General features: G+C 69.0%; 21 protein-coding genes. 7 read left to right on the top strand and 14 right to left on the bottom strand.

Going from position 1 to position 25,334, the window contains the following annotated elements:
* Positions 1 to 10: 10 nt before the first annotated feature.
* From AUL34_RS11310 to AUL34_RS11340, 7 genes are all read right to left on the bottom strand, one after another.
* A complete protein-coding gene (locus AUL34_RS11310; protein WP_370539044.1) occupies positions 11 to 1,618 on the bottom strand; it encodes a sulfate adenylyltransferase subunit 1 in 1,608 nt (535 codons plus the stop codon).
* 185 nt (positions 1,619 to 1,803) lie between these two features.
* Positions 1,804 to 2,745, bottom strand: coding sequence for a sulfate adenylyltransferase subunit CysD (cysD, locus tag AUL34_RS11315; protein ID WP_082653314.1), 942 nt, complete (start codon positions 2,743 to 2,745; stop codon positions 1,804 to 1,806).
* Between the two features lie 60 nt (positions 2,746 to 2,805).
* A complete protein-coding gene (locus AUL34_RS11320) occupies positions 2,806 to 3,582 on the bottom strand; it encodes a phosphoadenylyl-sulfate reductase (protein ID WP_061933815.1) in 777 nt (258 codons plus the stop codon).
* On the bottom strand, positions 3,579 to 4,094 hold the full coding sequence (locus tag AUL34_RS11325) for a DUF934 domain-containing protein (RefSeq protein WP_061933816.1): 516 nt from the start codon (positions 4,092 to 4,094) through the stop codon (positions 3,579 to 3,581). The genes AUL34_RS11320 and AUL34_RS11325 overlap by 4 nt, the downstream gene beginning before the upstream one ends.
* Positions 4,091 to 5,776, bottom strand: coding sequence for a nitrite/sulfite reductase (locus AUL34_RS11330; RefSeq protein ID WP_061933817.1), 1,686 nt, complete (start codon positions 5,774 to 5,776; stop codon positions 4,091 to 4,093). The genes AUL34_RS11325 and AUL34_RS11330 overlap by 4 nt, the downstream gene beginning before the upstream one ends.
* A gap of 88 nt (positions 5,777 to 5,864) precedes the next feature.
* Positions 5,865 to 6,203 carry a DUF2849 domain-containing protein gene (locus AUL34_RS11335; RefSeq protein ID WP_061933818.1) on the bottom strand — a complete coding sequence of 113 codons (339 nt, stop codon included), beginning with the start codon at positions 6,201 to 6,203 and terminating at the stop codon, positions 5,865 to 5,867.
* 176 nt (positions 6,204 to 6,379) lie between these two features.
* Positions 6,380 to 7,627 (bottom strand): ubiquinone biosynthesis hydroxylase, encoded by a 1,248-nt coding sequence (locus AUL34_RS11340; RefSeq protein ID WP_061933819.1) that lies wholly within the window; start codon positions 7,625 to 7,627, stop codon positions 6,380 to 6,382.
* A gap of 154 nt (positions 7,628 to 7,781) precedes the next feature.
* Between AUL34_RS11340 and AUL34_RS11345 the strand changes: the two genes are divergently transcribed.
* The 3 genes from AUL34_RS11345 to AUL34_RS11355 all read left to right on the top strand — a co-directional run bounded on the left by AUL34_RS11345 (position 7,782) and on the right by AUL34_RS11355 (position 10,651).
* On the top strand, positions 7,782 to 8,654 hold the full coding sequence (locus AUL34_RS11345) for an acyl-CoA thioesterase II (protein WP_061933820.1): 873 nt from the start codon (positions 7,782 to 7,784) through the stop codon (positions 8,652 to 8,654).
* Positions 8,655 to 8,903: 249 nt separating this feature from the next.
* Positions 8,904 to 9,242 carry a P-II family nitrogen regulator gene (locus AUL34_RS11350; RefSeq protein WP_061933821.1) on the top strand — a complete coding sequence of 113 codons (339 nt, stop codon included), beginning with the start codon at positions 8,904 to 8,906 and terminating at the stop codon, positions 9,240 to 9,242.
* A gap of 17 nt (positions 9,243 to 9,259) precedes the next feature.
* A complete protein-coding gene (locus tag AUL34_RS11355; protein ID WP_061933822.1) occupies positions 9,260 to 10,651 on the top strand; it encodes an ammonium transporter in 1,392 nt (463 codons plus the stop codon).
* A gap of 84 nt (positions 10,652 to 10,735) precedes the next feature.
* Here AUL34_RS11355 and pyrC read toward each other — a convergent pair whose 3' ends face one another.
* The 5 genes from pyrC to AUL34_RS11380 all read right to left on the bottom strand — a co-directional run bounded on the left by pyrC (position 10,736) and on the right by AUL34_RS11380 (position 17,731).
* Positions 10,736 to 11,824 (bottom strand): dihydroorotase, encoded by a 1,089-nt coding sequence (gene pyrC / locus AUL34_RS11360; RefSeq protein WP_061933823.1) that lies wholly within the window; start codon positions 11,822 to 11,824, stop codon positions 10,736 to 10,738.
* A gap of 100 nt (positions 11,825 to 11,924) precedes the next feature.
* Positions 11,925 to 15,431: an efflux RND transporter permease subunit gene (locus tag AUL34_RS11365; RefSeq protein ID WP_061933824.1), complete on the bottom strand. Its 3,507-nt coding sequence runs from the start codon at positions 15,429 to 15,431 to the stop codon at positions 11,925 to 11,927.
* The gene (locus tag AUL34_RS11370; protein ID WP_061933825.1) at positions 15,428 to 16,624 is read right to left on the bottom strand and encodes an efflux RND transporter periplasmic adaptor subunit; all 1,197 of its coding nucleotides are present in this window, start codon (positions 16,622 to 16,624) and stop codon (positions 15,428 to 15,430) included. The genes AUL34_RS11365 and AUL34_RS11370 overlap by 4 nt, the downstream gene beginning before the upstream one ends.
* Before the next feature lie 61 nt (positions 16,625 to 16,685).
* Positions 16,686 to 17,303, bottom strand: coding sequence for a TetR/AcrR family transcriptional regulator (locus AUL34_RS11375; protein ID WP_244492535.1), 618 nt, complete (start codon positions 17,301 to 17,303; stop codon positions 16,686 to 16,688).
* 101 nt (positions 17,304 to 17,404) lie between these two features.
* Positions 17,405 to 17,731: a hypothetical protein gene (locus AUL34_RS11380; RefSeq protein ID WP_156420889.1), complete on the bottom strand. Its 327-nt coding sequence runs from the start codon at positions 17,729 to 17,731 to the stop codon at positions 17,405 to 17,407.
* Between the two features lie 322 nt (positions 17,732 to 18,053).
* Between AUL34_RS11380 and ffh the strand changes: the two genes are divergently transcribed.
* The 4 genes from ffh (at position 18,054) to AUL34_RS11400 (ending at position 21,927) form a co-directional block, all read left to right on the top strand.
* Complete coding sequence (gene ffh, locus AUL34_RS11385) at positions 18,054 to 19,613, top strand: signal recognition particle protein (protein ID WP_061933828.1); 1,560 nt, start codon at positions 18,054 to 18,056, stop codon at positions 19,611 to 19,613.
* Positions 19,614 to 19,700: 87 nt separating this feature from the next.
* Complete coding sequence (gene rpsP, locus AUL34_RS11390; protein WP_061933829.1) at positions 19,701 to 20,114, top strand: 30S ribosomal protein S16; 414 nt, start codon at positions 19,701 to 19,703, stop codon at positions 20,112 to 20,114.
* A gap of 163 nt (positions 20,115 to 20,277) precedes the next feature.
* Positions 20,278 to 20,820: a ribosome maturation factor RimM gene (gene rimM / locus AUL34_RS11395; protein WP_061933921.1), complete on the top strand. Its 543-nt coding sequence runs from the start codon at positions 20,278 to 20,280 to the stop codon at positions 20,818 to 20,820.
* An 84-nt stretch (positions 20,821 to 20,904) separates the two neighbouring features.
* The gene (locus tag AUL34_RS11400; RefSeq protein ID WP_061933830.1) at positions 20,905 to 21,927 is read left to right on the top strand and encodes a DUF6030 family protein; all 1,023 of its coding nucleotides are present in this window, start codon (positions 20,905 to 20,907) and stop codon (positions 21,925 to 21,927) included.
* Positions 21,928 to 22,030: 103 nt separating this feature from the next.
* Here AUL34_RS11400 and galE read toward each other — a convergent pair whose 3' ends face one another.
* Positions 22,031 to 23,020: a UDP-glucose 4-epimerase GalE gene (gene galE / locus AUL34_RS11405; RefSeq protein ID WP_061933831.1), complete on the bottom strand. Its 990-nt coding sequence runs from the start codon at positions 23,018 to 23,020 to the stop codon at positions 22,031 to 22,033.
* 650 nt (positions 23,021 to 23,670) lie between these two features.
* Positions 23,671 to 25,182 carry a serine protease gene (locus AUL34_RS11410; protein WP_244492536.1) on the bottom strand — a complete coding sequence of 504 codons (1,512 nt, stop codon included), beginning with the start codon at positions 25,180 to 25,182 and terminating at the stop codon, positions 23,671 to 23,673.
* Positions 25,183 to 25,334 lie beyond the last annotated feature (152 nt).

Raw genomic sequence — 25,334 nt, forward strand, 5'->3', positions numbered from 1 at the left:
TTCCTGCGTGTCAGATGCCCATGCCGTCGCGAACGTCGGTCGGGTCGGTGGGAACCACTTCGGTTTCCGCCGGAACCATCAGGCGCCGGAGATAGGGCCGCAGCACGAAGTCGAGGATCCCGAGGATCAGCGCCTGCCAGACTTGGAGGCCGAGCAGCACCGCGATGATCGCCATCATCACGGCGGCCGCCGCGCGGAACAGGGTGACGCCGCGCGCGCGCTTCGCATCGCCGGCAAGCGAGGGGCCGAGCCATTCGGCTTTCGCCCGATCGAGCCCCGAGCGCGCCTCGGGCGGGCTGCCCTTGGGTGCGGGGTTGGCGGCGGGCATGCCGAGGAGCGTCGTCTGCGTCTCCGGCAGGCCGGTCACGGTGCCGAGCGCCACCGTCTCGTTGGTGAGCTGGTCGACGAGGATGAAGGCGCCGAGCTCCCGGCTCTCCGTGTAGGTCGTCGCCACGAGCGGCTTGTCGAGATGGAGCGTCACGCGCCCGATCTCGTTCATCAGAAGCGCGTTGGCGGTGCGCGGCTGGTAGGAGTGGATGTCGATCGCCTCGCGGAGCACACGCACCGTCGCGGGCGCCTGCGCCGAGGCGAGGCGGGCGATGAGGCGCGCACCGGCGATCAGCGGGCGATCCACCATCCAGAGGATGTCGGCGTCGAGCCGCGTCTGGGGCGCGATTGGATCGCCCTCGCGCACGAGGACGTCGCCGCGCGAGGCGTCGATCTCGTCGGTGAGCGTCAGCGATACGGCTTCGCCGTCCTCGGCCTCCTCGACCTCGCCGTTCGGGCCGAAGATCGCGCGCACATGGCTGCGCTGGCGGCTCGGCAGCGAGACGACGGCATCGCCCTTTGCAACGCGCCCGCCCGCGACCGTGCCGCAGAAGCCGCGGAAGTCGAGGTTGGGCCGGTTCACCCACTGCACCGGCAGGCGGAACTGGGGCGATCCGGCGGCGAGCGTCTCGGGCTCGGCGCGCTCCAGCGCCTCGAGCAGCGTCGGCCCGTCGTACCAGGGGGCGCGGGTCGAGCGCGAGGCGAGGTTGTCGCCGTTCTTGGCCGAGAGCGGGATATAGGTGACGCTGGTAAAGCCGAGGCTCGGGCGGATCGCCTCGTATCCCCTGACGATCTCGCGGAACGTCGCTTCGTCGAAGTCGACGAGATCCATCTTGTTGATCGCCACGATCACCGACTTGATGCCGACCATCGAGGTGATGAACGAGTGGCGCCGCGTCTGGGGCAGGATCCCTTTTCGCGCGTCGACCAGGATCACCGCGAGCTCGGCCTGGGAGGCGCCGGTCGCCATGTTGCGGGTGTACTGCTCGTGGCCCGGCGTGTCGGCGATGATGAAGGCGCGGGTTGCCGTGGAGAAATAGCGGTAGGCGACGTCGATCGTGATGCCCTGCTCGCGCTCGGCCGACAGCCCGTCGACCAGGAGCGCGAAGTCGAGGTCCTCGCCCGTCGTGCCGAACTTCTTCGAATCGCGCTTCAGCGTGTCGAGCTGGTCGTCGAAGACGGAGTTCGTGTCGTAGAGGAGGCGGCCGATCAGGGTCGACTTGCCGTCGTCCACCGACCCGCAGGTGATGAAGCGCAGGAGCGATTCGGCGGGCGAGGCCAGAAGCGGCATGTCGGCCTGGGGATCGACGATCTCGCTTTGCGCCTCGTCGGCCACGTTGCCGTCAGACGGGGTACCGTCGGGCGCGGGACCGGCGAAGGTCTCGTCCTCGGCGAGCACCCGCTCGTTGGCGGAGGCGGCCAGGATCTCGTCGCCGGCGGCGGCGGCCTGCGGGTCGGTCTTCAGCGCACCGCTCATCAGAAGTAGCCTTCCTGCTTCTTTTCTTCCATCGAGGCGCCGCCGTCCTTGTCGATCAGCCGGCCCTCCCGCTCCGACGACCGCGAGCCCCGCATTTCGGAGATGATCGCGGGCAGGTCGTCCGCCTCCGAGCGCACCGCGCCGGTGAGCGGGTAGCAGCCGAGCGTGCGGAAGCGAACCGTCATCTCCTCGACGCTCTCGCCGGGCAGAAGCTTCATGCGCTCGTCGTCGCGCATGATGATCATGCCGTCGCGCACCACGACCGGCCGCTTCTTGGCAAAGTAAAGGGGTACGACTGGGATGCTCTCCAGCGCGATGTAGTCCCAGACGTCGGCTTCCGTCCAATTGGAGAGCGGGAACACGCGGAAGCTCTCGCCTTGCCGCTTGCGGGTGTTGAAAAGGCGCCAGGGCTCGGGACGCTGGTTCTTGGGCTCCCAGCGGTGCTCGGCCGAGCGGAGCGAGAAGATGCGCTCCTTGGCTCTCGACTTCTCCTCGTCGCGGCGCGCCCCGCCGAAGGCGGCGTCGAACTTGTACTTGGCCAGCGCCTGCTTCAGCCCTTCCGTCTTCATCACGTCGGTGTGGAGGCGGCTGCCCGAATCGAACGGGTTGACGCCCGCCTTCACGCCCTCCTCGTTGATGTGGACGATGAGGTCGAGGCCGAGTTCCTTCGCCCGCCGGTCGCGGAACTCGATCATCTCGCGGAACTTCCAGGTCGTGTCGACATGGAGAAGCGGGAAGGGCGGCTTGCCCGGCGCGAAGGCCTTCATGGCCAGATGCAGCATCACGGCCGAGTCCTTGCCGATCGAATACAGCATGACCGGGTTCTCGGCGGTCGCCGCGACCTCCCGGATGATGAAGATCGATTCCGCTTCCAGGCGCTGCAGATGCGTCATGTGCTTCATGGCGGGGGCTTTCAGGTGGGCGGCTTGTCTGTGGGCCATCCGATTGGGGGATGTCCCGATGATCTCCGGCCGGCGACGTCCGGCCGGACGGTAGGCGTGTCAGATGTCCGCACGCTCGAACAGGGCGGCTTGCGCCTCCTCCGTGTCGCTCACGGCCACGGGGTCGTCGACATGGAGCCCGCATTCGCGCCGCGTCTCGTCCTCCCACCACCAGCGGCCGGCGCGCTCCACCTCGCCCGGCCGGATGGCGCGGGTGCAGGGGGCGCAGCCGATCGACAGGAAGCCCTGGCCGTGCAGCGCGTTGACGGGCACGCCGTGGCGCGCGGTGAAGGCGGCGATCTCGGGCCGGGTCCAGTCGAAGAGCGGGTTCGCCTTGACGAGTCCGCGCCCGACGTCGGCGCTCGCGAACTCCATGCTCTCGCGGTTGGCCGACTGGTCGCGGCGAAGGCCCGTGATCCAGGCGCTGGCGCCGGCGAGAGCGCGGTTCAGCGGCTCGACCTTGCGCACGCCGCAGCAGGCCTTGCGCAGCTCCGGCGCGAAGTAGAAGGCGTTGATGCCCTGGTCGTCGATCAGCTCTTCCAGCGCTTCCGCCTGCGGGTACTTCGCCTTGATGCGCCGGCCGTACTTGTCCTCGGTCTCCTGCCAGAGCGAATAGGTCTCGGGAAACAGGCGGCCGGTGTCGAGCGTGACGACCTCGATCTTCAGCTTCTCGGAGAAGATCAGGTGCGTCAGCATCTGGTCCTCGATTCCGAGCGAGGTGGTGAAGACGATGCGGCCGGGCACGGTCTCGCGAAGGTGCCGGAGCCGCTCCAGCGGGCTCAGCTGAGGAAAGGCGGCGTTCAGCGCCTCGACGGTGCCGTCGAGCGCGGTGCTCATGCCCGTTCCCGCTGGGCGGCGAGGCGCTTCTGGAGGATGCTCTCTCCCTCGCCGTAGCCCGTCTGGTAGTGGTCGCCCACGATGTCCTTCGCCGCCATCCACTGCTCAACCGGCTGGCGCGCGACTATTGCGTCGGGCAGCTCGATCTCGTCGAAGCCGCAGTCCAGCGCCTCGCGGAACTGGTCGGCGATCAGGGGACCGGAGGCGCGCAAGGTTCCGGCGAAGCCCGCCCGGCGAATGCGCTTTGCGAGCGACAAGCCGCGCCCGTCCGAGAAGGAGGGGAAGCCGACGGAGATGAGATCCACCGTCGAAAGATACCCCTCCAGCGCGCAGAGCGGCGTGTCGCCGCCGACATGGAGGCCGAGCGGCGTGTTGCGCCGGTCGGCGATCGCCTGGTCGATCACTGTCAGGGGCACGATCACCGCGCCGGCGGTCAGCGACAGGTCGGCGACCTCCTCGACACGTGCGAACGCGTCGGCCTTGGCACCGGTCTCGTCGAGAAGAAGGCTCATGCCGGCTCTCCCGCGGTCTCGCGCGCGACGTAGGCGGTGAAGCCTTCCTTGAAAGGCTCCAGCCCTGCGCGCTTCACCGTGTCGATGAAGGTCTCCGAGCCCTGCCGCTCGCGCTTGTAGACCGCGACCAGCGCCTCGATCGCGCCGGGCACCTGGTCGCCGTCGATGCCGGGGCCGACTCGCTCGCCGAGCGCGGCAAACTCCGAGGCGTCGCCGCCCACCGTGATCTGGTAGTTCTCGCGACCGGACTTCTCGAGGCCGAGAATGCCGATATGGCCGACATGGTGGTGGCCGCAGGCGTTGATGCAGCCCGAGATCTTGATCTGGAGGGGCCCCAAGTCCTTCTGGCGTTCTTCGGAGGCGAAGAGGTTGGAGATGTCCTGCGCGATCGGGATCGAGCGGGCGGTCGCGAGCGCGCAGTAGTCGAGGCCGGGGCAGGCGATGATGTCGGTCACGAGGCCCGCATTGGCCGTGGCGAGACCCGCCGCCTTGAGAGCCGCATGGACCGCCGGCACGTCGTCGAGCCTCACATGCGGCAGGACGAGGTTCTGGACGTGGGTGACGCGGAACTCGTCGAACGAATAGCGCTCCGCGATGTCGGCAAAGGCACGCATCTCGGCGTCCGACATGTCGCCTGGAACGCCGCCGATGGGCTTCAACGACACGGTGAGCGCGATGTAGCCGGGCTGGCGGTGCGGGAAGCCGTTCTGCTCCACGAAGCGGTCGAGTTCGGGATCGGCCGCACGGGCAGCGTCGAGCACTTCGGAGGTCGCGGGAAGCGTCTCGTAGGCCGGGGGTGCGAAGTAGCGGGCGATGCGCTCGACTTCGGCGGCCGGCGCGTTGATCGTCGGGCCGTTCAGCTGAGCGTATTCGTGCTCGACGCGCGCCTTGAACTCCTCCGTGCCGATCTCGTGGACGAGGATCTTCACGCGCGCCTTGTACTTGTTGTCGCGCCGGCCTTCCGCGTTGTAGACGCGCATCACGGCTTCGAGATAGGCGAGGAGTTCGTCCTTCGGCAGGAAGTCGCGGATCACCTTGCCGATCATCGGCGTGCGCCCGAGACCGCCGCCCACGATGATCTCGTAGCCGACTTCCTGGCTCTCCGGGTGTCGCAGGATCCGGATGCCGATGTCGTGCACCTTGATCGCCGCGCGGTCGTGCTCGGCGCCGGTCACGGCGATCTTGAACTTCCTCGGCAGCCAGGAAAATTCGGGATGGAGGCTCGACCACTGGCGGATCAACTCGCCGGTCGGGCGCGGGTCCTCGACCTCGTCGGCGGCAACCCCGGCGAACTGGTCGGCCGTGACGTTGCGGATGCAGTTTCCCGACGTCTGGATGCAGTGCATCTCGACATCGGCCAGGAGGTCGAGAATGTCGGGCACGTCCTTCAGCTTCGGCCAGTTGTACTGAAGGTTCTGGCGCGTCGTGAAATGCGCGTAGCCCTTGTCGTACTTCTCAGCGATCAGGGCGAGCTGGCGCATCTGCTTCGAATTCAGCGTGCCGTAGGGCACGGCGACGCGCAGCATGTAGGCGTGGAGCTGGAGGTAAAGACCGTTCTTCAGGCGCAGCGGCTTGAACTCGTCGTCCGACAGCGAGCCGTCGAGCCGGCGTTCCACCTGGTGGCGGAACTGGGCGACGCGCTCGCGCACGAAGCGCTCGTCGAATTCGTCGTAACGATACATGCCGCTGGTCCTTGTGCTTGCCGCGAGAGCCCCCCTCGACCCTCGCCCACCCGGCGTTGCGGGCGCGTCCGCCCTCGCCGGAACCTTTCTAGAATTCCGCCTGCTTGCCGTACTGCGTCAGCATGGTCGGGCCCTTCTGGCGGATCGCCTCGCGGAAATGGCTGGCGACGGGCAGGCCGGCCTCGTCGCGCGTCACCTCGACGAGATAGGGATCGACGATGCGGTTCTCGGTGAAGCCGCGGCGCCCTTCGGCTTCCATCCAGGCGGCCAGCTCGGCGTCGTCGGCGATCAGCGCCGCCTTCGGGTCGAGGCTCCAGCCGTCGCGGGTCAGGAAGACGACCTCGCCCTCGAGCAGGTCGTTGGCGGTCATGATGACCGGAAGCTTCGGCCCCTTGGCCTTCGCGCTCGCCTTGACGTCACCCGCCATGTTCTTCGTCCCGATGCCTGATCCGTGAACGCCGCCCGCGGGCGGATCGCGATCCGCCGCGGCATGGCTGTCATGGTTCTAAATAGGCCAAGGCGCAAGCGGTTGCGCCGATGGGCGTTCCAATCGGGAGCGGGGGAGGGGAAGGATTTTGCGCGCCCGTCCGCGCCTGTCGCAATTCAGATCGCCTCGCCGCGCAGGAGACGCGGTGAGGCGCCCCCGGACAGCCCCGAGGCCTGGGCGATGAAATGGCGCTTGGCGAAGGGCGCACGGTCGACGAGCGACAATCCGAAGGAGCGCACCGTTCGCAGGAGGCCATTGTCGTTGGAGAAGAGACGGTTCAGGACATCGGTGGTGACGCCCATCTGCACCGTGTCGAAGCGGCGCCAGCGCTGGTAGAGCTCCAGCGTGTCCAGCGCGCCGATGTCGCGGCCGAGGCGGGCGGCGTCCACCACGACTTCCGCAAGCGCCGCCGCGTCCTTGAAGCCGAGGTTCAGCCCCTGGCCGGCAATCGGATGGATGCCGTGCGCGGCATCGCCCGCCAGCGCGATGCGCGGCTTCACGAAGTCGCGCGCCAGCGTCAGGCCGAGCGGAAAGGCGCGCGGGCGCCCCTCGACGGTCAGGCGGCCGAGCTTCAAGCCGAAGCGCTGCTCCAGCTCCAGCTCGAACACCATCTCGTCGGCGCGCAGGAGACGCTCGGCCTCGGCGGTCGGCTCGGTCCAGACGAGCGAGGAGCGGTTCCCCTTCAGCGGCAGGATGGCGAAGGGGCCGGCGGGCAGGAAATGCTCCTCCGCCCGGCCCCCGTGCGGCCGCTCGTGGTGGACCGTCACCACGATGCCGCTCTGGCCGTAGTCGGTGTGGACCGTGCGAATGCCGGCCATGTCGCGGATCTTGGAGCGCACGCCGTCGGCGGCCACCAGCAGGCGCGCCTCGACGGTCTCCTGCCCGAGCTCCACCGCAATGGCGGCCGGGCGCTCCGCGATGCCGGTGACGGGGGCGCCCGCCCGGATGGCGACGCCGAGCTCGGCCGCGCGCTGGCGCAGGGCCCCGTTCAGCGCGACGTTCGGCACCATGTGGGCGAAGGGCTCGCCGGGCTCGGCTTCGCCCCCGAAGGTGAGGAACACCGGGCGGACCGGATCTCCCGTCTTGGAATCGGTGACGATCATCTCGCGGATCGGCTCCGCCTCTTCCCGGATCGCCTCCCAGGTGCCGAGGTGCGTCAGCATGCGGATCGCGGCCGCCGCGATCGCCGAGGCGCGCGTGTCGCGCTCCCAGACGCCGTCGGGCGCCGCATCGACGAGGAGGATGTCGAGTTCGGGCGCGGCCTGCTTGATCGCCACCGCCGTGACGAGACCGACATAGCCGGCGCCCGCCACCACGATGTCGGCCTGACGGGACGGGGAAGGCGTCGCTGGGGTGTCGGACATGAAGCCAAGCTTTCCGTTGCGGGACGTGCCGGCGGCGGCGCGTCGTCGGCCTTGATCTAGGCGCCCGGCGGCGATGGGGCAACACGGTGCCTCACCTTGCGGGCCCGGCGGTTTTGCCGGACAAGGCGCGCGAGATGGCGGAAGGGACGCGCGCATGGACGAGACGATGAACCGGCTGATCCGCGCGCTCGACCTCGAGAAGCTGGAGGAGAACCTGTATCGCGGGGTCTCCTCCTCCGTCGGCTGGCAGCGCACCTTCGGCGGCGAGGTGATCGCGCAGGCGCTGGTGGCCGCCCAGCGCACGGTCGATCCCGAGCGCCCCGTCCATTCGCTCCATGGCTATTTCCTGCGCCCCGGAAACCCGAAGGCGCCGGTGATCTACGAGGTCGCACGCATCCGCGACGGCGGCTCCTTCACCACGCGCATCGTCCACGGCATCCAGCACGGCGAGGCGATCTTCACCCTGTCCGCCTCCTTCCAGCGGCGGGAGGAGGGGTTCGACCATCAGGTGCCGATGCCTGACGTGCCGCGTCCGGACGACCTGCCGTCGGCCGCCGACCTCACGGCGGAGATCCTCCAGCGCGCGCCCGAGCCGATCCGGCGCTTCTGGAGCCGGCCCCGGCCGATCGAGTTCCGCCCCGTCTCCTTCGACCACTATCTCACCCGCGACCCCCTGCCGCCGCGCCAGCAGATCTGGGTGCGCACGGTGGCGCCGCTCGGGTCCGATCCGGCCCTCAACGCGGCGGCGCTCGCCTATCTTTCGGACATGACGCTGCTCGACACGGCGCTCTTCGCCCACGGCCTGTCGGTCTTCGACGAGCGGATCCAGGCGGCGAGCCTCGATCATGCCATGTGGTTCCATCGGCCCGCGCATGTCGGCGACTGGCATCTCTACTCGCAGGACTCGCCCTCCTCGTCGGGCGGACGCGGGCTGACGCGCGGCTCGCTCTTCGCCCTCGACGGAACCCTCGTCGCCTCCGTGGCGCAGGAAGGCCTGATCCGCCCGCGTCGCACTTCCGGCGGCTGATCTGCCCGCTCTTTCGGCATCTGCCGCGGTTTTCGGCAGATTGCTCGCCGGCCGGTCGCCGATGCTGATCAACAGACCGGCACATGCCCCTTTCGCGCCGCACAATCCGGGCGAAACCGAGGCTGGCGGCCATTTGGCACGCATCTTGATTCCTGTTTGGGCGTGACCCTTCGGACGCCGTGCCGAAAGGGTCGCCCAATCCAGCGGAGCGCCCGGGGGCGCGCCACCGCACGAAGGTTCGAGGTGCACATGAAAATCGTGATGGCGATCATCAAGCCATTCAAGCTCGACGAGGTGCGTGAAGCACTGACGGCTGTCGGAATCCAGGGCCTCACCGTGACCGAGGTGAAGGGCTACGGGCGCCAGAAGGGTCATACCGAGATCTACCGCGGTACCGAATATGCCGTCAGCTTCCTGCCCAAGCTGAAGATCGAGATGGCCGTGCCCACCGACATGGCCGACCGCGCGGTCGAGGTCATCGCGGCCGCCGCCAAGACCGGCCAGATCGGCGACGGCAAGATCTTCGTCTACGGCATCGACCAGGCGGTTCGCATCCGCACCGGCGAAACCGACACGAACGCGCTCTGAGGGGATTTGAAACGATCATGCGCCTTCTGAAGACTTCCCTCGCGACCCTTGCCCTCACGGGCCTCACGACGGTCGCAGCGCTCGCCCAGGAAACGGGCGTCGCGCCTGCGCCCGAGACCGTGCCCGCGGATGCCGCGGCCGCGGTCGCCGACGTCATGGACAAGGGCGACGTCGCCTGGATGCTGGTCTCGACCCTCCTCGTCCTGTTCATGATCCTGCCGGGCCTCGGCCTGTTCTACGGCGGCCTCGTGCGCGCCAAGAACATGCTGTCGGTGCTGATGCAGTGCGTGACGATCACCGCGGTCGTCATGATCATCTACGTGACCTACGGCTATTCCTTCGCCTTCGGCGGCTCCACCAGCGCCTTCTGGGGCGGCACGGCCAAGATGTTCCTGGCCGGCATCACCAAGGACACGATGGCCGCGACCTTCACCAAGGGCGTCGTGATCCCCGAATACGTGTTCATCGCCTTCCAGATGACCTTCGCCTGCATCACGCCGGCGCTGATCGTCGGGGCGTTCGCCGAGCGCATCAAGTTCGGCGCCGTGGTGCTGTTCACCGTGCTCTGGGTCACGATCGTCTACTTCCCCGTCGCCCACATGGTGTGGGACGCCAACGGCCTGATCTTCACCGGCGCCCATGCCGGCGGCGTCGCGGCCCTCGATTTCGCGGGCGGCACGGTGGTGCACATCAACGCCGGCATCGCGGCGCTCGTCGGCTCGTTCCTCGTCGGCAAGCGCACGGGCCTCGGGCGTGACAACATGGCGCCGCACTCGATGACGCTGACCATGGTCGGCGCGTCGATCCTTTGGGTCGGCTGGTTCGGCTTCAACGCCGGCTCCAACCTCGAGGCCAACGGCGGCGCGGCGCTCGCCATGATCAACACCTTCACCGCGACGGCCGGCGCCACGGTCGCCTGGGTGCTCATCGAAGCCTTCGCCCGGGGCAAGGCCTCGATGCTGGGCGCCGTCTCCGGCATCATCGCCGGCCTCGTCGCCGTGACGCCCGCGGCGGGTGCCGTCGGCCCCATCGGCGGCATCTTCCTCGGCGCGATCGCCTCGGCCGCCTGCTACTTCTTCGTGGCGGTGGTGAAGCCGAAGTTCGGCTACGACGACTCGCTCGACGTCTTCGGCATCCACGGCATCGGCGGCATCGTCGGCGCCATCGGCACCGGCGTCTTCGCCTCCACCGCGCTTGGCGGCGGCGGCTATCTCGACGGCGTCACCATGGGCTCGCAGGTCTACAGCCAGGTCGTCGCGGTGCTGATCACCGTGGTCTATTGCGGCATCGTCTCCGCGATCCTCTACAAGATCGTCGACGCCGTGGTGGGCCTGCGCCCGACCGTGGAAGCCGAGCGCGAAGGCCTCGACATCACCTCGCACGGCGAGGCGGCCTACCACTCGTCCTGATCTCCCCTTCGGGACCAGGCGAATTTGAGAAGGGCAGGCGGAGCGATCCGCCTGCCCTTTTTCATGAGCAAGGAAACGAGGCGCTCAGGCGCGGACGTCGCCCAGGGACCAGGGCAGCGGCTCGCCGCCCCGGAACACCACGACGTCCTCCTCCTCCACGCTGACCGCGGCGAGCACCGTGGCGGGCTTGCGAAGAAGCGTGATCGTGCCCTCGTTCACGGGCAGTCCATGGAAGCGGGCGCCGTTCAGGCTGGCGAAGGCCTCGAAGCGATCCAGCGCGCCGTCCTCGTCGAAGACCTGCACATAGGTCTGCAGCGCCGTCGCCCCGCCGAACACGCCGGCCGAGCAGCACTCCGCCTCCTTGGCGCCGCGCCGGTGCGGCGCGGTGTCGGTGCCCAGCATGAAGCAGGCCTCGCCCGAGGTCGCCGCCTGCCGCAGGGCCAGCCGATGCCGCTCGCGCTTGGCGACGGGGAGGCAGTAGAGATGGGGGCGCAGGCCCCCCTGGAAGATCGAGGTCCGGTTGATCACAAGGTGGTGCGGCGTGATCGTGCAGGCGGCGCGGCCGGCATGCGCGCGCACGAGGTCCACCGTCTCGGCGGTGGTCGCGTGCTCCACCACGACCTTCAGCCCCTCGTGGCGCTTCAGAAGCGGCAGCATCTCCGCTTCCATGAACGCCGCCTCGCGGTCGAAGATGTCGATGGCGGGGTCGGTCGCCTCGCCGTGGACGAGGACGGCCATTCCGATCCGCTCCATGCGCTCGAGGACGGGCGCAAGCTTCGCGATGTCGGTGACGCCGGCATGGGAATTGGTGGTGGCGCCCGCCGGATAGAGCTTGGCGGCCAGCCACACGCCGTCGCGGTAGCCGCGCTCGATCTCGTCGGGGTCGGTGTGATCGGTGAGGTAGCAGGTCATCAGCGGCTCGAAGTCCGAGCCGTTGGGAAGGGCCGCGAGGATGCGCGTCCGGTAGTTCTTCGCCATCTCCACCGTGGTGACCGGCGGCACGAGGTTCGGCATCACGATGGCGCGGCGGAACTGGTTGGCCGTGAACGGCAGCACCGCCTCCAGCATCGCCCCGTCGCGCAGGTGGACATGCCAGTCGTCCGGCCGGCGGATGGTGAGCGAGGGGACGGTGTCGGCCGGGGCGTGGCCGGAAAAGAGGGTGTCGGTGGACAAGGGGCGGCCTCCGGGCGAGCGGGGTGTTGCCCGGAACGAGAACGGGCGGCGGGGCCCTTGGATAGCCGCGCCGCCCGTCGATTTCCAGAAGGCTCGGTGCCTACTCCGCCGCCGGCTGCATCTGCGGCGGGGGCCGTCGCTCGTCGCCCGCATCCTTGCTGGCGGAGCGTCCGCCGAACTCGGTGACGCGCTTCCAGGTCGGTCCCTGGCCGAGGTCCTGCGGCTGGACGGGCGCGAGCGGAGGCCCGTGATGGGCTGCGACCGGGGCACCCTGCGCGCTCTCCTCGCCGGCGTTCGGCTTCAGCGCCCAGCGGAACACGCGGCCCGTCACGTGGCTGAGATCGTCCATCAGCGTGTAGAGCGAGGGGATGAAGACGAGCGACAGCACCGTCGAGACGAGAAGGCCGCCGATCACCGCGATCGCCATCGGCGCACGGAACTCGCCGCCCTCGCCGGTGGCCATCGCCGCCGGCACCATGCCCGCCGCCATCGCGAGCGTCGTCATGATGATCGGGCGCGCGCGCTTGCGACCGGCGTCGATAATCGCGTCGCGCTGAGGCATGCCATGCTTCTCCTGCTCCACCGCGAAGTCGACCAGCATGATCGAGTTCTTCGTGACGATGCCCATCAGCATCAGGATGCCGATGACGACCGGCATCGAGATGGCGTTGTGCGTGAGGAGCAGCGCGCCCACCACGCCGCCGACCGAAAGCGGCAGCGAGGCCAGAATGGTTAGCGGCAGGAACACCGAGCCGAAGAGCAGGATCAGCACCACCAGCACCATCATGATCCCGGCGCCCATGGCCGAGGCGAAGCCGGCGAAGACCTCACCCTGGATTTCGGCGTCGCCGACCTGCTGGAGGCGCACGCCCGGCGGCATGGTCTTCACGGCGTCCGACGCCATGATGTGCTCGGAGCCCTCGCCGATCTCGTGACCGGGCGCCATGGAGGTGCCGACCTTGACGAGGCGCTCGCGGTCGTAGCGCTCGATCGTGGACGGGCCTTGGCCGAAGCCGATGTCGGCGACGGCCTCCAGCGGCACGGAGGCGCCGGACGCGGTGTTGACGCGAAGGGAGCTGACGGTCGACAGGTCGCGTCGCGCATCCTCCGTGATCTGCACGCGGATCGGAACCTGGCGGGTGTCGACGTTGAACTTGGCGAGATTGGCGTCGAGGTCGCCGATCGTGGCCACCCGCACGGTCTGCGAGATCGCGTCGGGCGCGATGCCGAGATCGGACGCCTCGTCGAGGCGCGGCCGGATCCGGATTTCCGGTCGCTCGAACGAGGCCATGGCGCTCGGATTGGCGAAGATCGCGTCGCGTCGCATCTCGGCTTCGAGCTTGGAGGCGGCCTCAGACACCGCCCGGCCGTCCTGGCCGAGGATGCCGACCGACAGCTCGCGCTCGCCCCGGTCGTTGACGAAGAAGGAGCGCAGGTCCGGGATCTCCTGCAGCTTGGCGGTGATCACCGGCTCGAGTTCACCTTGCGAGCGGGTGCGTTCGAACTTGCGCGTCAAGGCGACGGTCATCGACGCGCGGCGCACCTCCAGCGTGCCGGTCGGCGAGGAGCCGCCGATCACCAGAACCGAGCGCACTTCGGGGAGTTCCTGCACGCTGGCCGCCGCCTCGTCGGTGATCCGGCGCGTGGTTTCCAGCGTCGCACCGGGCGGCAGCTCCAAGGAGACGACGATGCGCGAGGCGTCCTCCTTCGGGATGAAGCCGGTCGGCAGGTACTGGATCGAGTGGATCGACAGCGCGAAGAGCCCGATGCCGACGATGAGGGTCAGCCAGCGCCAGCGCACGGTCAGCCCGAGGAAGCCGGTATAGGCGCGCATCAGCGGCCCGTCGTGCTGCTCGGCAGGGTGCGGCCGGTTGAGATAGGCCAGAAGCGCCGACAGGATCAGCGCGCCGGCGAGAATCTCCACCGCCACGCGGCCCGCCGCGTCCCAGGAGACGGGCGGCAGCGCCCCGACATAGGGCTGGAGGGCGCGGGCGAGGCCGTTGCCGGCGGCAGCCGCCTCCGGCAGGGCCGCGAGGCCGAACACGCCGCCGATGGCGAGCCCAGCCAGCGGCAGGAGGCGCAGGAGGTAGCGCTTGAGCAGACGTCCGAAGCCCGGCCCCTCGTGGCGAGGCGCGCGGAAGAAGTAGGCCGCCAGCATCGGCGTGATCAGGCGCGCGACCAGCAGCGAGAAGAACACGGCGACGGCGACCGTCAGGCCGAACTGCTTGAAGTACTGGCCGGCGACGCCGCCCATGAACGAGACCGGCGCGAAGACCGCCATGATCGTCAGCGTGATCGCGATGACGGCAAGGCCGATCTCGTCGGCGGCTTCCATCGCGGCGCGATAGGGCTTCTTGCCCATCTGCATGTGCCGCTCGATGTTTTCGATCTCGACGATCGCGTCGTCGACGAGGATGCCGGTGACGAGCGTGATCGCCAGGAGGCTGACGAGGTTCAGCGAGAAGCCGAGCATGCTCATCGCCCAGAAGGTGGGGATGGCCGCGAGCGGCAGGGTGATGGCCGCGACCGCGGTCGCGCGCCAGTCGCGCAGGAAGAGAAGAACCACGATGACGGCGAGCGCGGCGCCCTCGCCGAGCGTCTCCATCGCCGATTCGAAGTTGCCGTAGGTGTAGGTGACGCTGTCGTCGATGCGCGAGAAGCGCACGTCCGGGTGCTGCGCGCCGAGTTCAGTGACGCGGGCTTCCACGGCCGATGCCACGGTCGTGTCGCTCGCGCCCTTGGCGCGGAAGATCGAGAAGGCGACGACCGGCTCGCCGTTGAGCCGTGCGAAGGAGCGCGGCTCCTGCCAGCGGTCGAGAACCGCTCCGAGTTCGTCGAGCCGCACCTCGCGCCCGCCGGGCAGCGCAATACGGGTGGAGGCGAGGCCGGAGACGGTGGCCGCCGAGGACAGCGTGCGGATCGCCTGTTCCTGGCCGCCGAACTCGCCGCGCCCGCCCGACAGGTCGACGTTGGTGGAGCGCAGCTGGGCGTTGACGGCGGCCGCCGTGATGCCGAGCGAGGCGAGGCGGTCGGGGTCGAGTCGGACCTGGATCTCGCGCTCGACGCCGCCCATGCGGTCGACGCGCCCGACGCCCTTGAGGCCCTGCAGGGCCCGGATCACGGTGTCGTCCACGAACCACGACAGCTGCTCGGGCGTCTTGCCCGGCGAGGATGCGGCGTAGGTCACGATCGACTGGTTCTCGACCTCGAAGCGCTGGATCACCGGCTCCTCGATCGTGCGCGGCAGGTCGCCGCGGATCTTGGCGATCGCGTCCTTGACGTCGTTGACGGCGCGGTCGGTGTTGATCTCCAGTCGGAACTCGGCCGCCGTGACCGACTGGCCGTCGGTGATCGTGGAGGTGATGTGCTTGATGCCGGAGACGCCGGCCACCGCGTCCTCGACGCGCTTGGTGATCTGGGTCTCCATCTCGGACGGGGCCGAGCCCTGTTCGAGGATGGTGACGGAGACCACCGGCACGTCGATGTTGGGGAAGCGGGTGATGGGCAGCGTCATGAACGAGACGAGCCCGAGCGCCACCAGCACCACGAAGAGGAGGATGGGGGGAACCGGGTTGCGGATCGCCCAGGCCGAGATGTTCCAGTTCATCGGGCAGCCTCCGCAGTCCGGGTCGCCGCGTCAGCGGTGATCGGCGTCACCGCGTCGCCATCGCGCACGAAGGTGCCGGCGAGCGACACGACGTCCTCGCCGGCCGCAAGATTCTCGGTGATCTCGACAACGTCGCCGGCCACGAGCCCGGTCTTCACCGTGCGGGTCTCGACATGTCCGTTCCTGACCACCTGGACGCGGGCGACGCCTTCGTCGGTGAGAACGGCCGTGCGCGCGATGACGACGCCTTCGGAGCGGGCCGTCTCGACGCTGCCGCGCGCAAACGAGCCCGAGCGCAGGTCGGGGGAGGGGGGAAGCGCCACGCGCACCCGGCCGAGCCGCGTCGCCTGATCGACCTTGGGCGAGACGAGGCGCACCTCGCCGGCAACCTCCGCCTCGCCGCCGGGCAGGCGGACGGTGGCGGGCTGGCCTTTCCGGATGCGGCCGAGCTGGGTCTCGCTGACCTCGGCGTCGAGCTCGATCAGCCCGTCGCGCGCGATCTCGAACAGGGGGCCGCCGGCGGCCGAGACGACGGCGCCGAGGCGCGCGTCGCGGGTGAGCACCAGCCCGTCGGTCGGCGCCTTGATCTCGGCCTTGGATCGGCGGAGATCGAGCGAGCGCTTGTCGGCCTCGGCCGCCGCGCGGTCGGCCTCGGCGAGCGCGATGCCCTGGCGCGCGGACGCAAGGCGCGCCGTCGCGGCGGAGGCCGCCGAGACGCGCTGGTCGAGGATGTCCTGGCCGACGATGCCCTTGGCCGAAAGCGCGCGCGTGCGCTGAAGGGCGTTGGCCGCTTCCGTCGCCGCCGACTGCGCTTCCTCCACCAGGGCACCTGCCTGCGTGATCGCGGCGTCGGCGCGCGCGATCTGCGCGGTGGCGCGCACGAGATCGGCATCCACGAGATCGGTCGCGAGACGGGCGAGGACCTGGCCGGCCTTCACCCGGTCGCCCTCGTCCACCTCGAGCGACTCGATGCGCAGGCCCTCGACGTCGGCACCGACGCTCACCGTCTCGCGCGGGGTCAGCGTGCCCGTCACCGGGACGCTCGCGACGATGGATCGCCGCTCGGCCTTCACGACGCTGATCGAGGGAGGCGCCACGGCGGGCGCAACGGCGGGCGCCGGCTCCTGTGCGAAGGCGAGCTGCGCGGCGATCAGGGTCAGCGCGACGCCGAGAAGAAGGGAACGGGCGGACATGGCGGGCCTCCGGAAGGACGGGGCGGAATGGGGGAGGGAGCGGAGAAGGGCGCGCACGGGCTTAGACCTCGTCCATGCGAAGAAGCGCACGCACCACGCGCAGGAGATGCGGCTCGATACTGTCCAGCGCGACCTCGCGTTCGAACTGGAGCCGCATCATCAGTCCGTCGCCGAAGGCGAAGATCATGGTGAGGGCCACGGCGACATCGAGATCGGCCGGCACCTCGCCGCGCTCGCGCGCTTCCTCGATGGCCGTGCGCATGACGTCGCGCACCATGGTCTCGAGCTCGCAGAAGCGTTTGCCGACCGCCGTGTTGCGAAGGGATTCGGAGCAGATCTCGACCATCAGCCCGCCGCTCTCCGGGTCGCGGGCGGAGGCGAGATACTCCATGGCGGTCGCGACCAGCCTGTCGGCGATGGAGCCGGGGCCGCGCATGCGCTCCATGCAGGCCACCGCGCCGACGCGCTCCTCGTCGGCGATCGCCTCGATGATCGCGTCCTTCGATGGAAAGTAGCGATAGAGCGCGCCGGGGCTCATCTGGGCCTCGGCGCAGATCTGCCCCATGGACGCACCATGGAACCCGGCCCGGGCGAAGCAGATCCGCGCCGCCGCGAGAATCTGGCGGCGTCGATCGTCGCTGGGTTGGGCGACCTGGACTGCGATGGCGGGAAGGGTCACGAACAGCCTCGGGCGTGTGAGAGCGAACGATCGTTCTCATACGGTGCCACGTTCAATTTGTCGAGAGCCTCGTCCGATCCGAACCATCAATGGGACGGGTTCTAGGTATTGGCCACGTCGTTGGCCGGGCGCGGCATGCGAAGCCGCGGAGGGGTCCATTCCGCCCGGAAGGCAGCCAGCACGTCCTGTGCCCGTGGGCGGCGACTCACCACCGCCTCGAGAATCGGCCGGTTCAGGACCGACAGCGATTGAAGGATGCGAGCATCCGGCACGGCGTGGGCGGCTTCGCCTTTCGCGTCCGCGTACGGCATCTCGGCCGGACCGCTGGTGCGGTCCTCGGTCCGGGACGTGTCGGGGAAGCGCAGGATGTTCATCGGGCCGTCGACTGCATTGCCGCCAGGCCGGAGGGTGGTGGCCTGGGTCTTCACCCTCAGCCTTACGCGAGGATGCTGAAGAGAGTGTTGGGAAAGGTGCTTAACGGAATGCTTTTGCGGGGCTTTCCGCGCCCCGCGACAGGTGCGGGCGCTTGACATGGCGCCGCCGGACTGTTTCAAGCACCCGATCCAGCGTTCGATCTTCCGTCCGCGACCCGCCGACCGTGCCCCTTGGCTCCCAAGCCGCACGGAGGTCACCATCCGCCAGCGAGTGTCGCCCGCGGATGCGTTTCCGTTTGGCGCCGCGGTTCGGCTTGGATCGGATGCGACGAGTTCCCATTCTTTCGGGCGACCGGAAGGACAAGGAAGACGCCTGATGTTTGAATCCCTCCAGGACCGCCTCGGGTCCATCCTGAACGGCCTTACCGGCCGCGGTGCCTTGTCCGACGGCGACGTCGCGGCGGCGCTGCGCGAGGTGCGTCGCGCGCTTCTGGAGGCGGACGTCTCGCTGGAGGTCGTGCGCTCCTTCACCGACCGCGTGCGCGAGAAGGCGGTGGGCGCCCAGATCGTCAAGTCGATCAAGCCCGGCCAGATGGTCGTCAAGATCGTCCACGACGAGCTGGTGGCGACGCTGGGCTCGGAAGGGGTCGCGATCGACCTCAACGCGCCCGCCCCCGTCACGATCATGATGGTCGGCCTCCAGGGGTCGGGCAAGACCACGACCACCGGCAAGATCGCCAAGCGGCTGACGGAGCGCCAGAAGAAGCGCGTCCTCATGGCCTCGCTCGACACGCGCCGCCCGGCCGCGCAGGAACAGCTGCGCGTTCTCGGCGAGCAGACCGGCGTCGCGACGCTGCCGATCATCGCCGGCCAGGGTCCGGTCGAGATCGCGAGCCGCGCCTCCCAGGCCGCCAAGCTCGGCGGCTACGACGTCCTGATCCTCGACACGGCCGGCCGCACGCATATCGACGAGCCGCTGATGCAGGAGATGGCGGAGATCAAGGCCGCCACCCGCCCGCACGAGATCCTGCTCGTTGCCGACAGCCTCACCGGTCAGGACGCCGTCAACCTCGCCCGCTCCTTCGACGAGCGCGTCGGCATCTCCGGCCTCGTCCTTACCCGCGTCGACGGCGACGGGCGCGGCGGCGCGGCGCTGTCCATGCGCGCCGTCACCGGCAAGCCGATCAAGCTGATCGGCACCGGCGAGAAGATGGACGCGCTGGAGGAATTCCATCCCGGCCGCATCGCCGACCGCATCCTCGGCATGGGCGACATCGTCAGCCTCGTCGAGAAGGCGGCCGAGAACATCGACGCGGAACAGGCCGCGGCGATGGCCAAGAAGATGCAGTCGGGCAAGTTCGACCTCGACGATCTCGCCGCTCAGATCGGCCAGATGCAGAAGCTCGGCGGCATGGGCGGCGTGATGGGCATGATGCCCGGCATGGCCAAGATGAAGGACCAGATCGCCGCCGCCGGCATGGACGACAAGCTCCTGAAGCGCCAGCTCGCGATCATCTCCTCGATGACGAAGTGGGAACGCGCCAACCCGGACCAACTGAAGCATTCGCGGAAAAAACGGATCGCGGCCGGCTCGGGGACCGATTCCGCCGACATCAACAAGCTCCTCAAGATGCATCGCCAGATGGCCGATATGATGAAGGCGATGGGCGGCAAGGGCGGCAAGGGCGCCGGCATCATGGGCAAGCTCATGGGGGGGCTTGGGCAGAAGATGGGCCTGCCCGGCGGCATGGGCGGCGGGATGCCGGACCTGTCGAAGATGGACCCCAAGCAACTCGAGGAGATGGCCAAAGCCATGCAGAAGGGCGGGCTCGGCAGCCTGCCCGGCGGCCTGCCGCCCGGCCTTGGGAACGGCGGGCTTCCGGGCCTTCCCGGCGGCGGCTTCCCCGGACTTCCCGGCCTCGGCCGGAAGAAATAAGGGCCTCGGCCCGGACCACCTGAAACCCGACGGCGCGACACTCCAAGAAGGCGCCGCGACAAGACAAGAACCAGAAGGAAGACCAAGATGCCCCTGAAGATGCGCCTTGCCCGTGCCGGCTCCAAGAAGCGCCCCTACTACCACGTCGTCGTCGCCGACGCCCGCTCGCCGCGCGACGGCCGCTTCATCGAGACGGTCGGCTCGTGGAACCCGATGCTCCCGAAGGATGCCGAGCGCGTCACGCTGAAGGAAGACCGCATCAAGCATTGGCTCGGCGAGGGCGCGCAGCCCACCGACCGCGTGCTCCGCTTCCTCGACAAGGCCGGCATCGCGAACCGTCCGACCCGCGCCAACCCGACCAAGGGCCTGCCGGGCAAGAAGGCGCAGGAGCGCGAGGCCGAGCGCAAGCAGCGCGAGGAAGACGCCCGCGAGGCGGCCGAGAAGGCCGCTGCCGAGAAGGCCGGCGCGCAGGACGAGGGCACCGAGGCCTCGGCCGAGTAAGGCCTTCCCCTCGTATCATGCGAAATCGGAAGCGGCGTCCCGAATGTTCCGGGGCGCCGTTTTCGTGTCGGCGGTTCCCACCCGCTTGACGGAACCCTCCGTACGGGCGACTGACGCCCTGGCAACAGCCTTGGCCCATCTCTTCACGACTGGAACCTCGATCGTGACCGACCCGACCGACGACCGCGTTCTCCTTGCCGTCATCGGCGGTGCCCACGGCATCAAGGGCGAGGTGCGGGTGCGCTCCTTCACGGCCGATCCGGAGGATGTCGGAGCCTACGGCCCGCTCGTCGATGCGATGGGCCGTCGCTACACGGTCGCCTCGGCCCGGCTTCAGAAGAACGTCGTCGTGGTCCGGTTCAAGGAGGTCGCGGACCGCAACGCCGCCGAGCTTCTCAACGGAACCGAACTCTTCGTGGACCGTGCCGCCCTTCCCGCGGAAGGGGAGGACGAGTTCTACCAGGCCGACCTCGTGGGGCTCGTCGCCCGGCTCTTGGACGGCACCGTGATCGGCGAGGTGGTGGCCTTTCACGATTTCGGCGCGGGCGACATCCTGGAAATCGCGCCCGACGGGGGCGCCAGCGTCATGATTCCCTTCACCGAAGCCGCGGTGCCGGAAGTCGATCTCGACCTCGGCTTCATCCTCGTGGAGCCCACGGCGGCGGGGCTCGTGCCGGCTGACGCGGACGCGCCGCGCGAGGAATGAGGCGCCGACGGACTCCTGCCCTGTTTGAAGGATAGAGGGATCCGAATCGCCTGAACCTGCCGGGCCTTGGAAGGAGCGACGCGCATGACGCACGGCACCGACGACCCGGCCGAACGGAAGGCGGGTGGCGAGGTCCCCGAAACGCCAGCGGAGCCGGAAGGGGACACCGCCCCGCCACCCATCCCGCCGCCCGCACCCGCGACACAGGCGGAGACGGGCGTGGAGCCGCCCGCCGAATCGGACGCCGCACCGGCCGTCGAGGCGTCGCCGTCCGCACCGTCGCGATGGGACGCGGCGAGCGAAGCGGCGAACCTCGATCGATCCGTCCGGCGCGCGGAATACGGCGAGGGCGGGGTTACCGGCGCCCTGCGCGTCGTGGTCCTCGTTCTCCTTGCCGGTGGGGCGCTCTATGCCGGGCTCATGGCGGTCCGGCCCGATGGCGAGGAGCCGTTGGTCACCGTTCGCGCGCCGCGTGTGGTGGAAACACGATCCGTGCCGGCGGAGCCCGTCCCCACACCCCAGGCGCTCACCGTGCAGCGGTTCGCCGGCCTGCGCGATCTCGATCTGCGCGGTCACCAGCCCCGTTTCGTGCGTCTCGTGCCGGAGGCGCCGGAGGCTGTGTGCGAAACGTTCCGCCAGGCGGGATGGTCGACCGACGGCTGGCAGGCGAGCCCGCTCGGCGAGATGCAGGAGTGCGTCGCCGAGCGCTCTTTCGGGGACTCGCGGAAGGTGGGAGGCTTTGCCGTCCTGCGCGGCGGCGAGACGCTTTCGGAACTTCGCGTCAAGCTGAACTTCGTCGACCCCAGCGGTCGCGACGCAGCGGCCCGCGATGTCGCCAAGCTGATCACGACGCTGTTCGACCGTTGGCGCTGGGACGGTGGGCAGGCCCTCGGAGACCGGATCGCGGCCCTTGAGCCGTTCAAGGCGACCATGCTCGACACGAGGGTGATCCTCATGCGCGAGCACGGGGATGTCGAGCGCTGGAACCTGTCCTTGCGCTTCCCCAGCCCACCGAAGCCGCCGGAAGCCGAACCACCGGCCCGCACCCTCGCCGACATCGGCGCGATGGCCGGCGAGCCGTCCGCGGGGAGCCGAACCCCTCGTTGATCACCGAAGGCTGACGCCGGCTAACCCAGCCGCACCGTGTCGGCTGACGGGGGCGGCTGTCGGCGCCGTTGCCGTTCCGCCGGCCGGTGGCAGGACACCTGTTCTACAGGGTGTTGCGGCGCCCGAGCGCTTCTTCCCAGTCCAACGCATGGCGCACGATCAGGGGCAGGTCGTCGTAGCGGGGCTCCCACCCGAAGCGCTGCCGGGCAAGGGTCGCATCGGCGACGATGGCGCTGGCGTCGCCCGGCCGACGGCCGGTCATTCGCACGTCGAAGTCGCGACCCACGACCTGCCGCACCGTATCCAGCACCTCGAGCACCGAATAGCCGTGGCCATAGCCGCAATTGGCGATCACGGACGTGCCGCCGGCGCGCAGGTAGTCGAGGGCCCGGCGATGGGCGGCGGCGAGATCGGAGACGTGGATGTAGTCGCGCACGCAGGTGCCGTCCGGCGTGTCGTAGTCGTTGCCGAAGACCTGGAGGAAGGGTCGCTTGCCGAGCGCCGTCTCGCTCGCGACCTTGATGAGATGCGTCGCCCCCTTGGTGGATTGTCCGGCGCGCCCCTTCGGATCGGCGCCCGCCACGTTGAAGTAGCGCAGCGCCGCGAAGGTGAGGGGATGGGCGGCCGCCGTGTCGCGCAGCATCAGCTCCGTCATCCACTTCGACGTGCCGTAGGGTGATTCCGGAGCGGGAGCTTGAGTCTCGGGCACCGGCATGGTCTTCGGCGAGCCGTAGACCGCGGCCGTGGACGAGAAGATGAAATGCTTCACCCCGCCTGTCACCGCCGCCTCGATGAGCGCGCGCGAGGCCACGGTGTTGTTGAGATAGTATCCGAGCGGGTCGGCGACCGATTCCGGCACCACGATCGAGCCGGCGAAATGGATGATCTCGCTGATGCCTTTCTCGGCGATCAGCCGGGAGACGAGAGCCGTGTCGGCGATGTCGCCGACCACGAGTTCCGCCTCGGGCGCCACCGCCCATTCGAAGCCGGTGGACAGGCGATCGAGCACGACCACGCGTTCGCCGGCGTCGACGAGGTCCCAAACCATGTGGCTGCCGATATAGCCGGCGCCGCCGGTGACGAGTACCGTCATGAATGATCCCTCTGCGATCCTGGGGCCGAACGGGCCCGAGCGCGGCGGATGCTACCTCCCGCAGATTGTTTCGCAAGTGCGAAAGCGTCCAGCCTTCTCGATCCCATGCGGTATGGAAACCGAACCCTTCCGGCGGCGATGCCGTTGGACGACGCGATGGCGCCAACGCGGTTTCATGATTCAACCGCGCAACGACCGCGGAGCGCAGGTACACCGGCCCTTGCCGTCTTCGGGTGCACCCCCTGTCGCTGATGGTCGAGACAGCGAGGCTTGTTCGAGGACTTCTTCAAGGGGCGTCACGTTTGCCCACCTTGCAGAGTGCGTGTCGGTGTGAAGGGAAAGGCCCGGAAAGCCCACCCAGGAGTTTGCGGAGGTGCAGGGAACGGCGAGAACGACCGTTCCCCGTGCACGCAACCGCATTCGGCCGCGAGCGGGGGACAACCGGGTCCTGCCAAGTCGCCGTTCGCGCAGACTGACAGTGTGGGGGGGGCATCGGCGCTGTCGCCCGCGACATCATCGCGTCGATGACTGCTGCGCATCAGATGGTCCGAAGGGCCTTCGCCACGGGCAGAAAACACCGACGGACGACCGGGCTTCCCAGCCCTCAGCCGTCCGTCCACTGCAGTGTCATTCGCCCGTCGGGGATCCGATCAGTTCGATCCGAGGCAAAGGACCGGGTAGATCGAGTCCTGCACCTTGGCGGTGGCGTCGGGCACGCTCTCCAGCGCGAGCGACGCGTCTGCGGTCTCGAAGGCGACGTGGTGGGCGTGAAGGAAACGCGCCGCCGCGTCCGGGCGGATGGCGAAGTTGATCGACTGCGGAATGTCGCCCGTCAGATCCGCGACGGCCACGGCGTTCAGCTTGGCAGTGACGACGCCTACGACCCGCCCGGCGAGATCGACCAGCGGGCCGCCGGAATTGCCGGGCTGCACGGGGGCCGAGATCTGCAGGTAGTTCGCGTCGTTCATCAGGCCCATCAGCGACGACACGTTGCCGCGCGTGACGTTCAGGCTGTCGGCGAGGATCGAGCGAAGCGGGAAGCCGAGCGCGAGGATGTCCTCGCCGAGGCGCGGCTTGCCGGCGACGATCGGCAGGGGCTTGCCGACCTTGGCGTCGACCTTCAGAAGCGCCAAATCCTGGTTCTCGTCGACGACCACCTTCGAGGCGGGCCCGAGTTCACCGACCAGGACCGTCTTGCAGGCCTTGGCGACGTGGGCGTTGGTGAGGAGCCAGCCGTCCTTGGAGACCACGAAACCGGTGCCCGACGAATCGAAGCCGGGCGCGGGGCTCGCAAGCGACGGCGTGGCCTCTTTCGTCGCCGGCGCGCGCTCGCCCTCGCCGAAGGCGACGCCTTCGGCCCGGCCGCTCTCGAACAGGCGCGCCATCGGGCCGACGTCGCCCGAACGGGGCTCGCCCGCAAAGGGCTCGACCGACTGCGCGGCGACCTCGGCATAAGGGGCGATCGCGTCGGCATGGTCGGCATTCCATGCGACCGAGAAGCCGCGAAGGTCCGCGCCCCGGCCGGAAAAGCGGATAAGGAACTCGCGACCGTCTTCGTGACCCCGGATGGTGAAGCCGCCGTTCGCCTGTTCCGCCTGGCTCACGGTCTTGCCGGGTCCGGTCTGGGAGAGGACGCCGAACACGCCGTCCAGCGTGTAGCCTTCCTTGGAGAAGCGGACGGTCTCGATCTCGATGCCGCCGTCGTCGGAGCGCCACAGGCTGCCGACCTCGGTCTCGCCCATCGGCGCGACGAGCGCGCCGGGCAGACCGAGGCGCACGCCCGTCGCCTCGTCCGTCACCTGGGTGAAGCCGACCGCGTCACGTGCCGCATCGCTCTTGCTGATCACGAGCTTCAGGAACGCGTCGTCCATGATCCCGTCGGCCGCAAGGCCGTTGCGAGCCTGGAAGTCGCGCACCGCACGCAGGGTCTGGGGGCCGATGCGCCCGTCGAACGGACCGGCGTAGTCGCCCGTCCACGTCAGGCGGTGCTGCAGCCCGGTGCGGAAGGCGAGGTCGGTGTTCTGGTTGTAGAGGGCCGCGAGGTCCTGCGATGCGTCCGACGCGGCGGCTGCCGGAGCCGAAACAGCAACCGGAGCGGCACAAAGAAGCAGACCCGCGAGAACCGCCGTCGTCACGCCGCGCATGTTGTTGCCCCCGTTCATTCAGTCCCGGGAGAAACGCGGCAGGTCCGGTTTCGATCCCATTCGTTAAAGATTTGTCAAGCTTTAGCCCGGGTCTTTTTCCGCTTGGTTTCGTGAAGGTGTGGAAAACCGTTCGATTCGACCGGAATGTTTCGGGACCGTGTGCTGGACCC

It is taken from the genome of Aureimonas sp. AU22 (assembly GCF_001463745.1).
In the GTDB taxonomy this organism is placed as follows: Bacteria; Pseudomonadota; Alphaproteobacteria; order Rhizobiales; family Rhizobiaceae; genus Aureimonas.

Bases quoted from the DNA above. Each gene is read 5' to 3' on its own strand.
- AUL34_RS11350 (WP_061933821.1), top strand. From the start codon at position 8,904: ATGAAAATCGTGATGGCGATCATCAAGCCATTCAAGCTCGACGAGGTG.
- AUL34_RS11310 (WP_370539044.1), bottom strand. From the start codon at position 1,618: ATGCCGCTTCTGGCCTCGCCCGCCGAATCGCTCCTGCGCTTCATCACC.
- AUL34_RS11335 (WP_061933818.1), bottom strand. From the start codon at position 6,203: ATGGCGGGTGACGTCAAGGCGAGCGCGAAGGCCAAGGGGCCGAAGCTT.
- AUL34_RS11370 (WP_061933825.1), bottom strand. From the start codon at position 16,624: ATGTCCGCCCGTTCCCTTCTTCTCGGCGTCGCGCTGACCCTGATCGCC.
- AUL34_RS11320 (WP_061933815.1), bottom strand. From the start codon at position 3,582: ATGAGCACCGCGCTCGACGGCACCGTCGAGGCGCTGAACGCCGCCTTT.
- ffh (WP_061933828.1), top strand. From the start codon at position 18,054: ATGTTTGAATCCCTCCAGGACCGCCTCGGGTCCATCCTGAACGGCCTT.
- AUL34_RS11325 (WP_061933816.1), bottom strand. From the start codon at position 4,094: ATGAGCCTTCTTCTCGACGAGACCGGTGCCAAGGCCGACGCGTTCGCA.
- AUL34_RS11400 (WP_061933830.1), top strand. From the start codon at position 20,905: ATGACGCACGGCACCGACGACCCGGCCGAACGGAAGGCGGGTGGCGAG.
- rpsP (WP_061933829.1), top strand. From the start codon at position 19,701: ATGCCCCTGAAGATGCGCCTTGCCCGTGCCGGCTCCAAGAAGCGCCCC.
- AUL34_RS11410 (WP_244492536.1), bottom strand. From the start codon at position 25,182: ATGAACGGGGGCAACAACATGCGCGGCGTGACGACGGCGGTTCTCGCG.
- AUL34_RS11345 (WP_061933820.1), top strand. From the start codon at position 7,782: ATGGACGAGACGATGAACCGGCTGATCCGCGCGCTCGACCTCGAGAAG.
- AUL34_RS11365 (WP_061933824.1), bottom strand. From the start codon at position 15,431: ATGAACTGGAACATCTCGGCCTGGGCGATCCGCAACCCGGTTCCCCCC.
- cysD (WP_082653314.1), bottom strand. From the start codon at position 2,745: ATGGCCCACAGACAAGCCGCCCACCTGAAAGCCCCCGCCATGAAGCAC.
- AUL34_RS11355 (WP_061933822.1), top strand. From the start codon at position 9,260: ATGCGCCTTCTGAAGACTTCCCTCGCGACCCTTGCCCTCACGGGCCTC.
- galE (WP_061933831.1), bottom strand. From the start codon at position 23,020: ATGACGGTACTCGTCACCGGCGGCGCCGGCTATATCGGCAGCCACATG.
- AUL34_RS11330 (WP_061933817.1), bottom strand. From the start codon at position 5,776: ATGTATCGTTACGACGAATTCGACGAGCGCTTCGTGCGCGAGCGCGTC.
- AUL34_RS11340 (WP_061933819.1), bottom strand. From the start codon at position 7,627: ATGTCCGACACCCCAGCGACGCCTTCCCCGTCCCGTCAGGCCGACATC.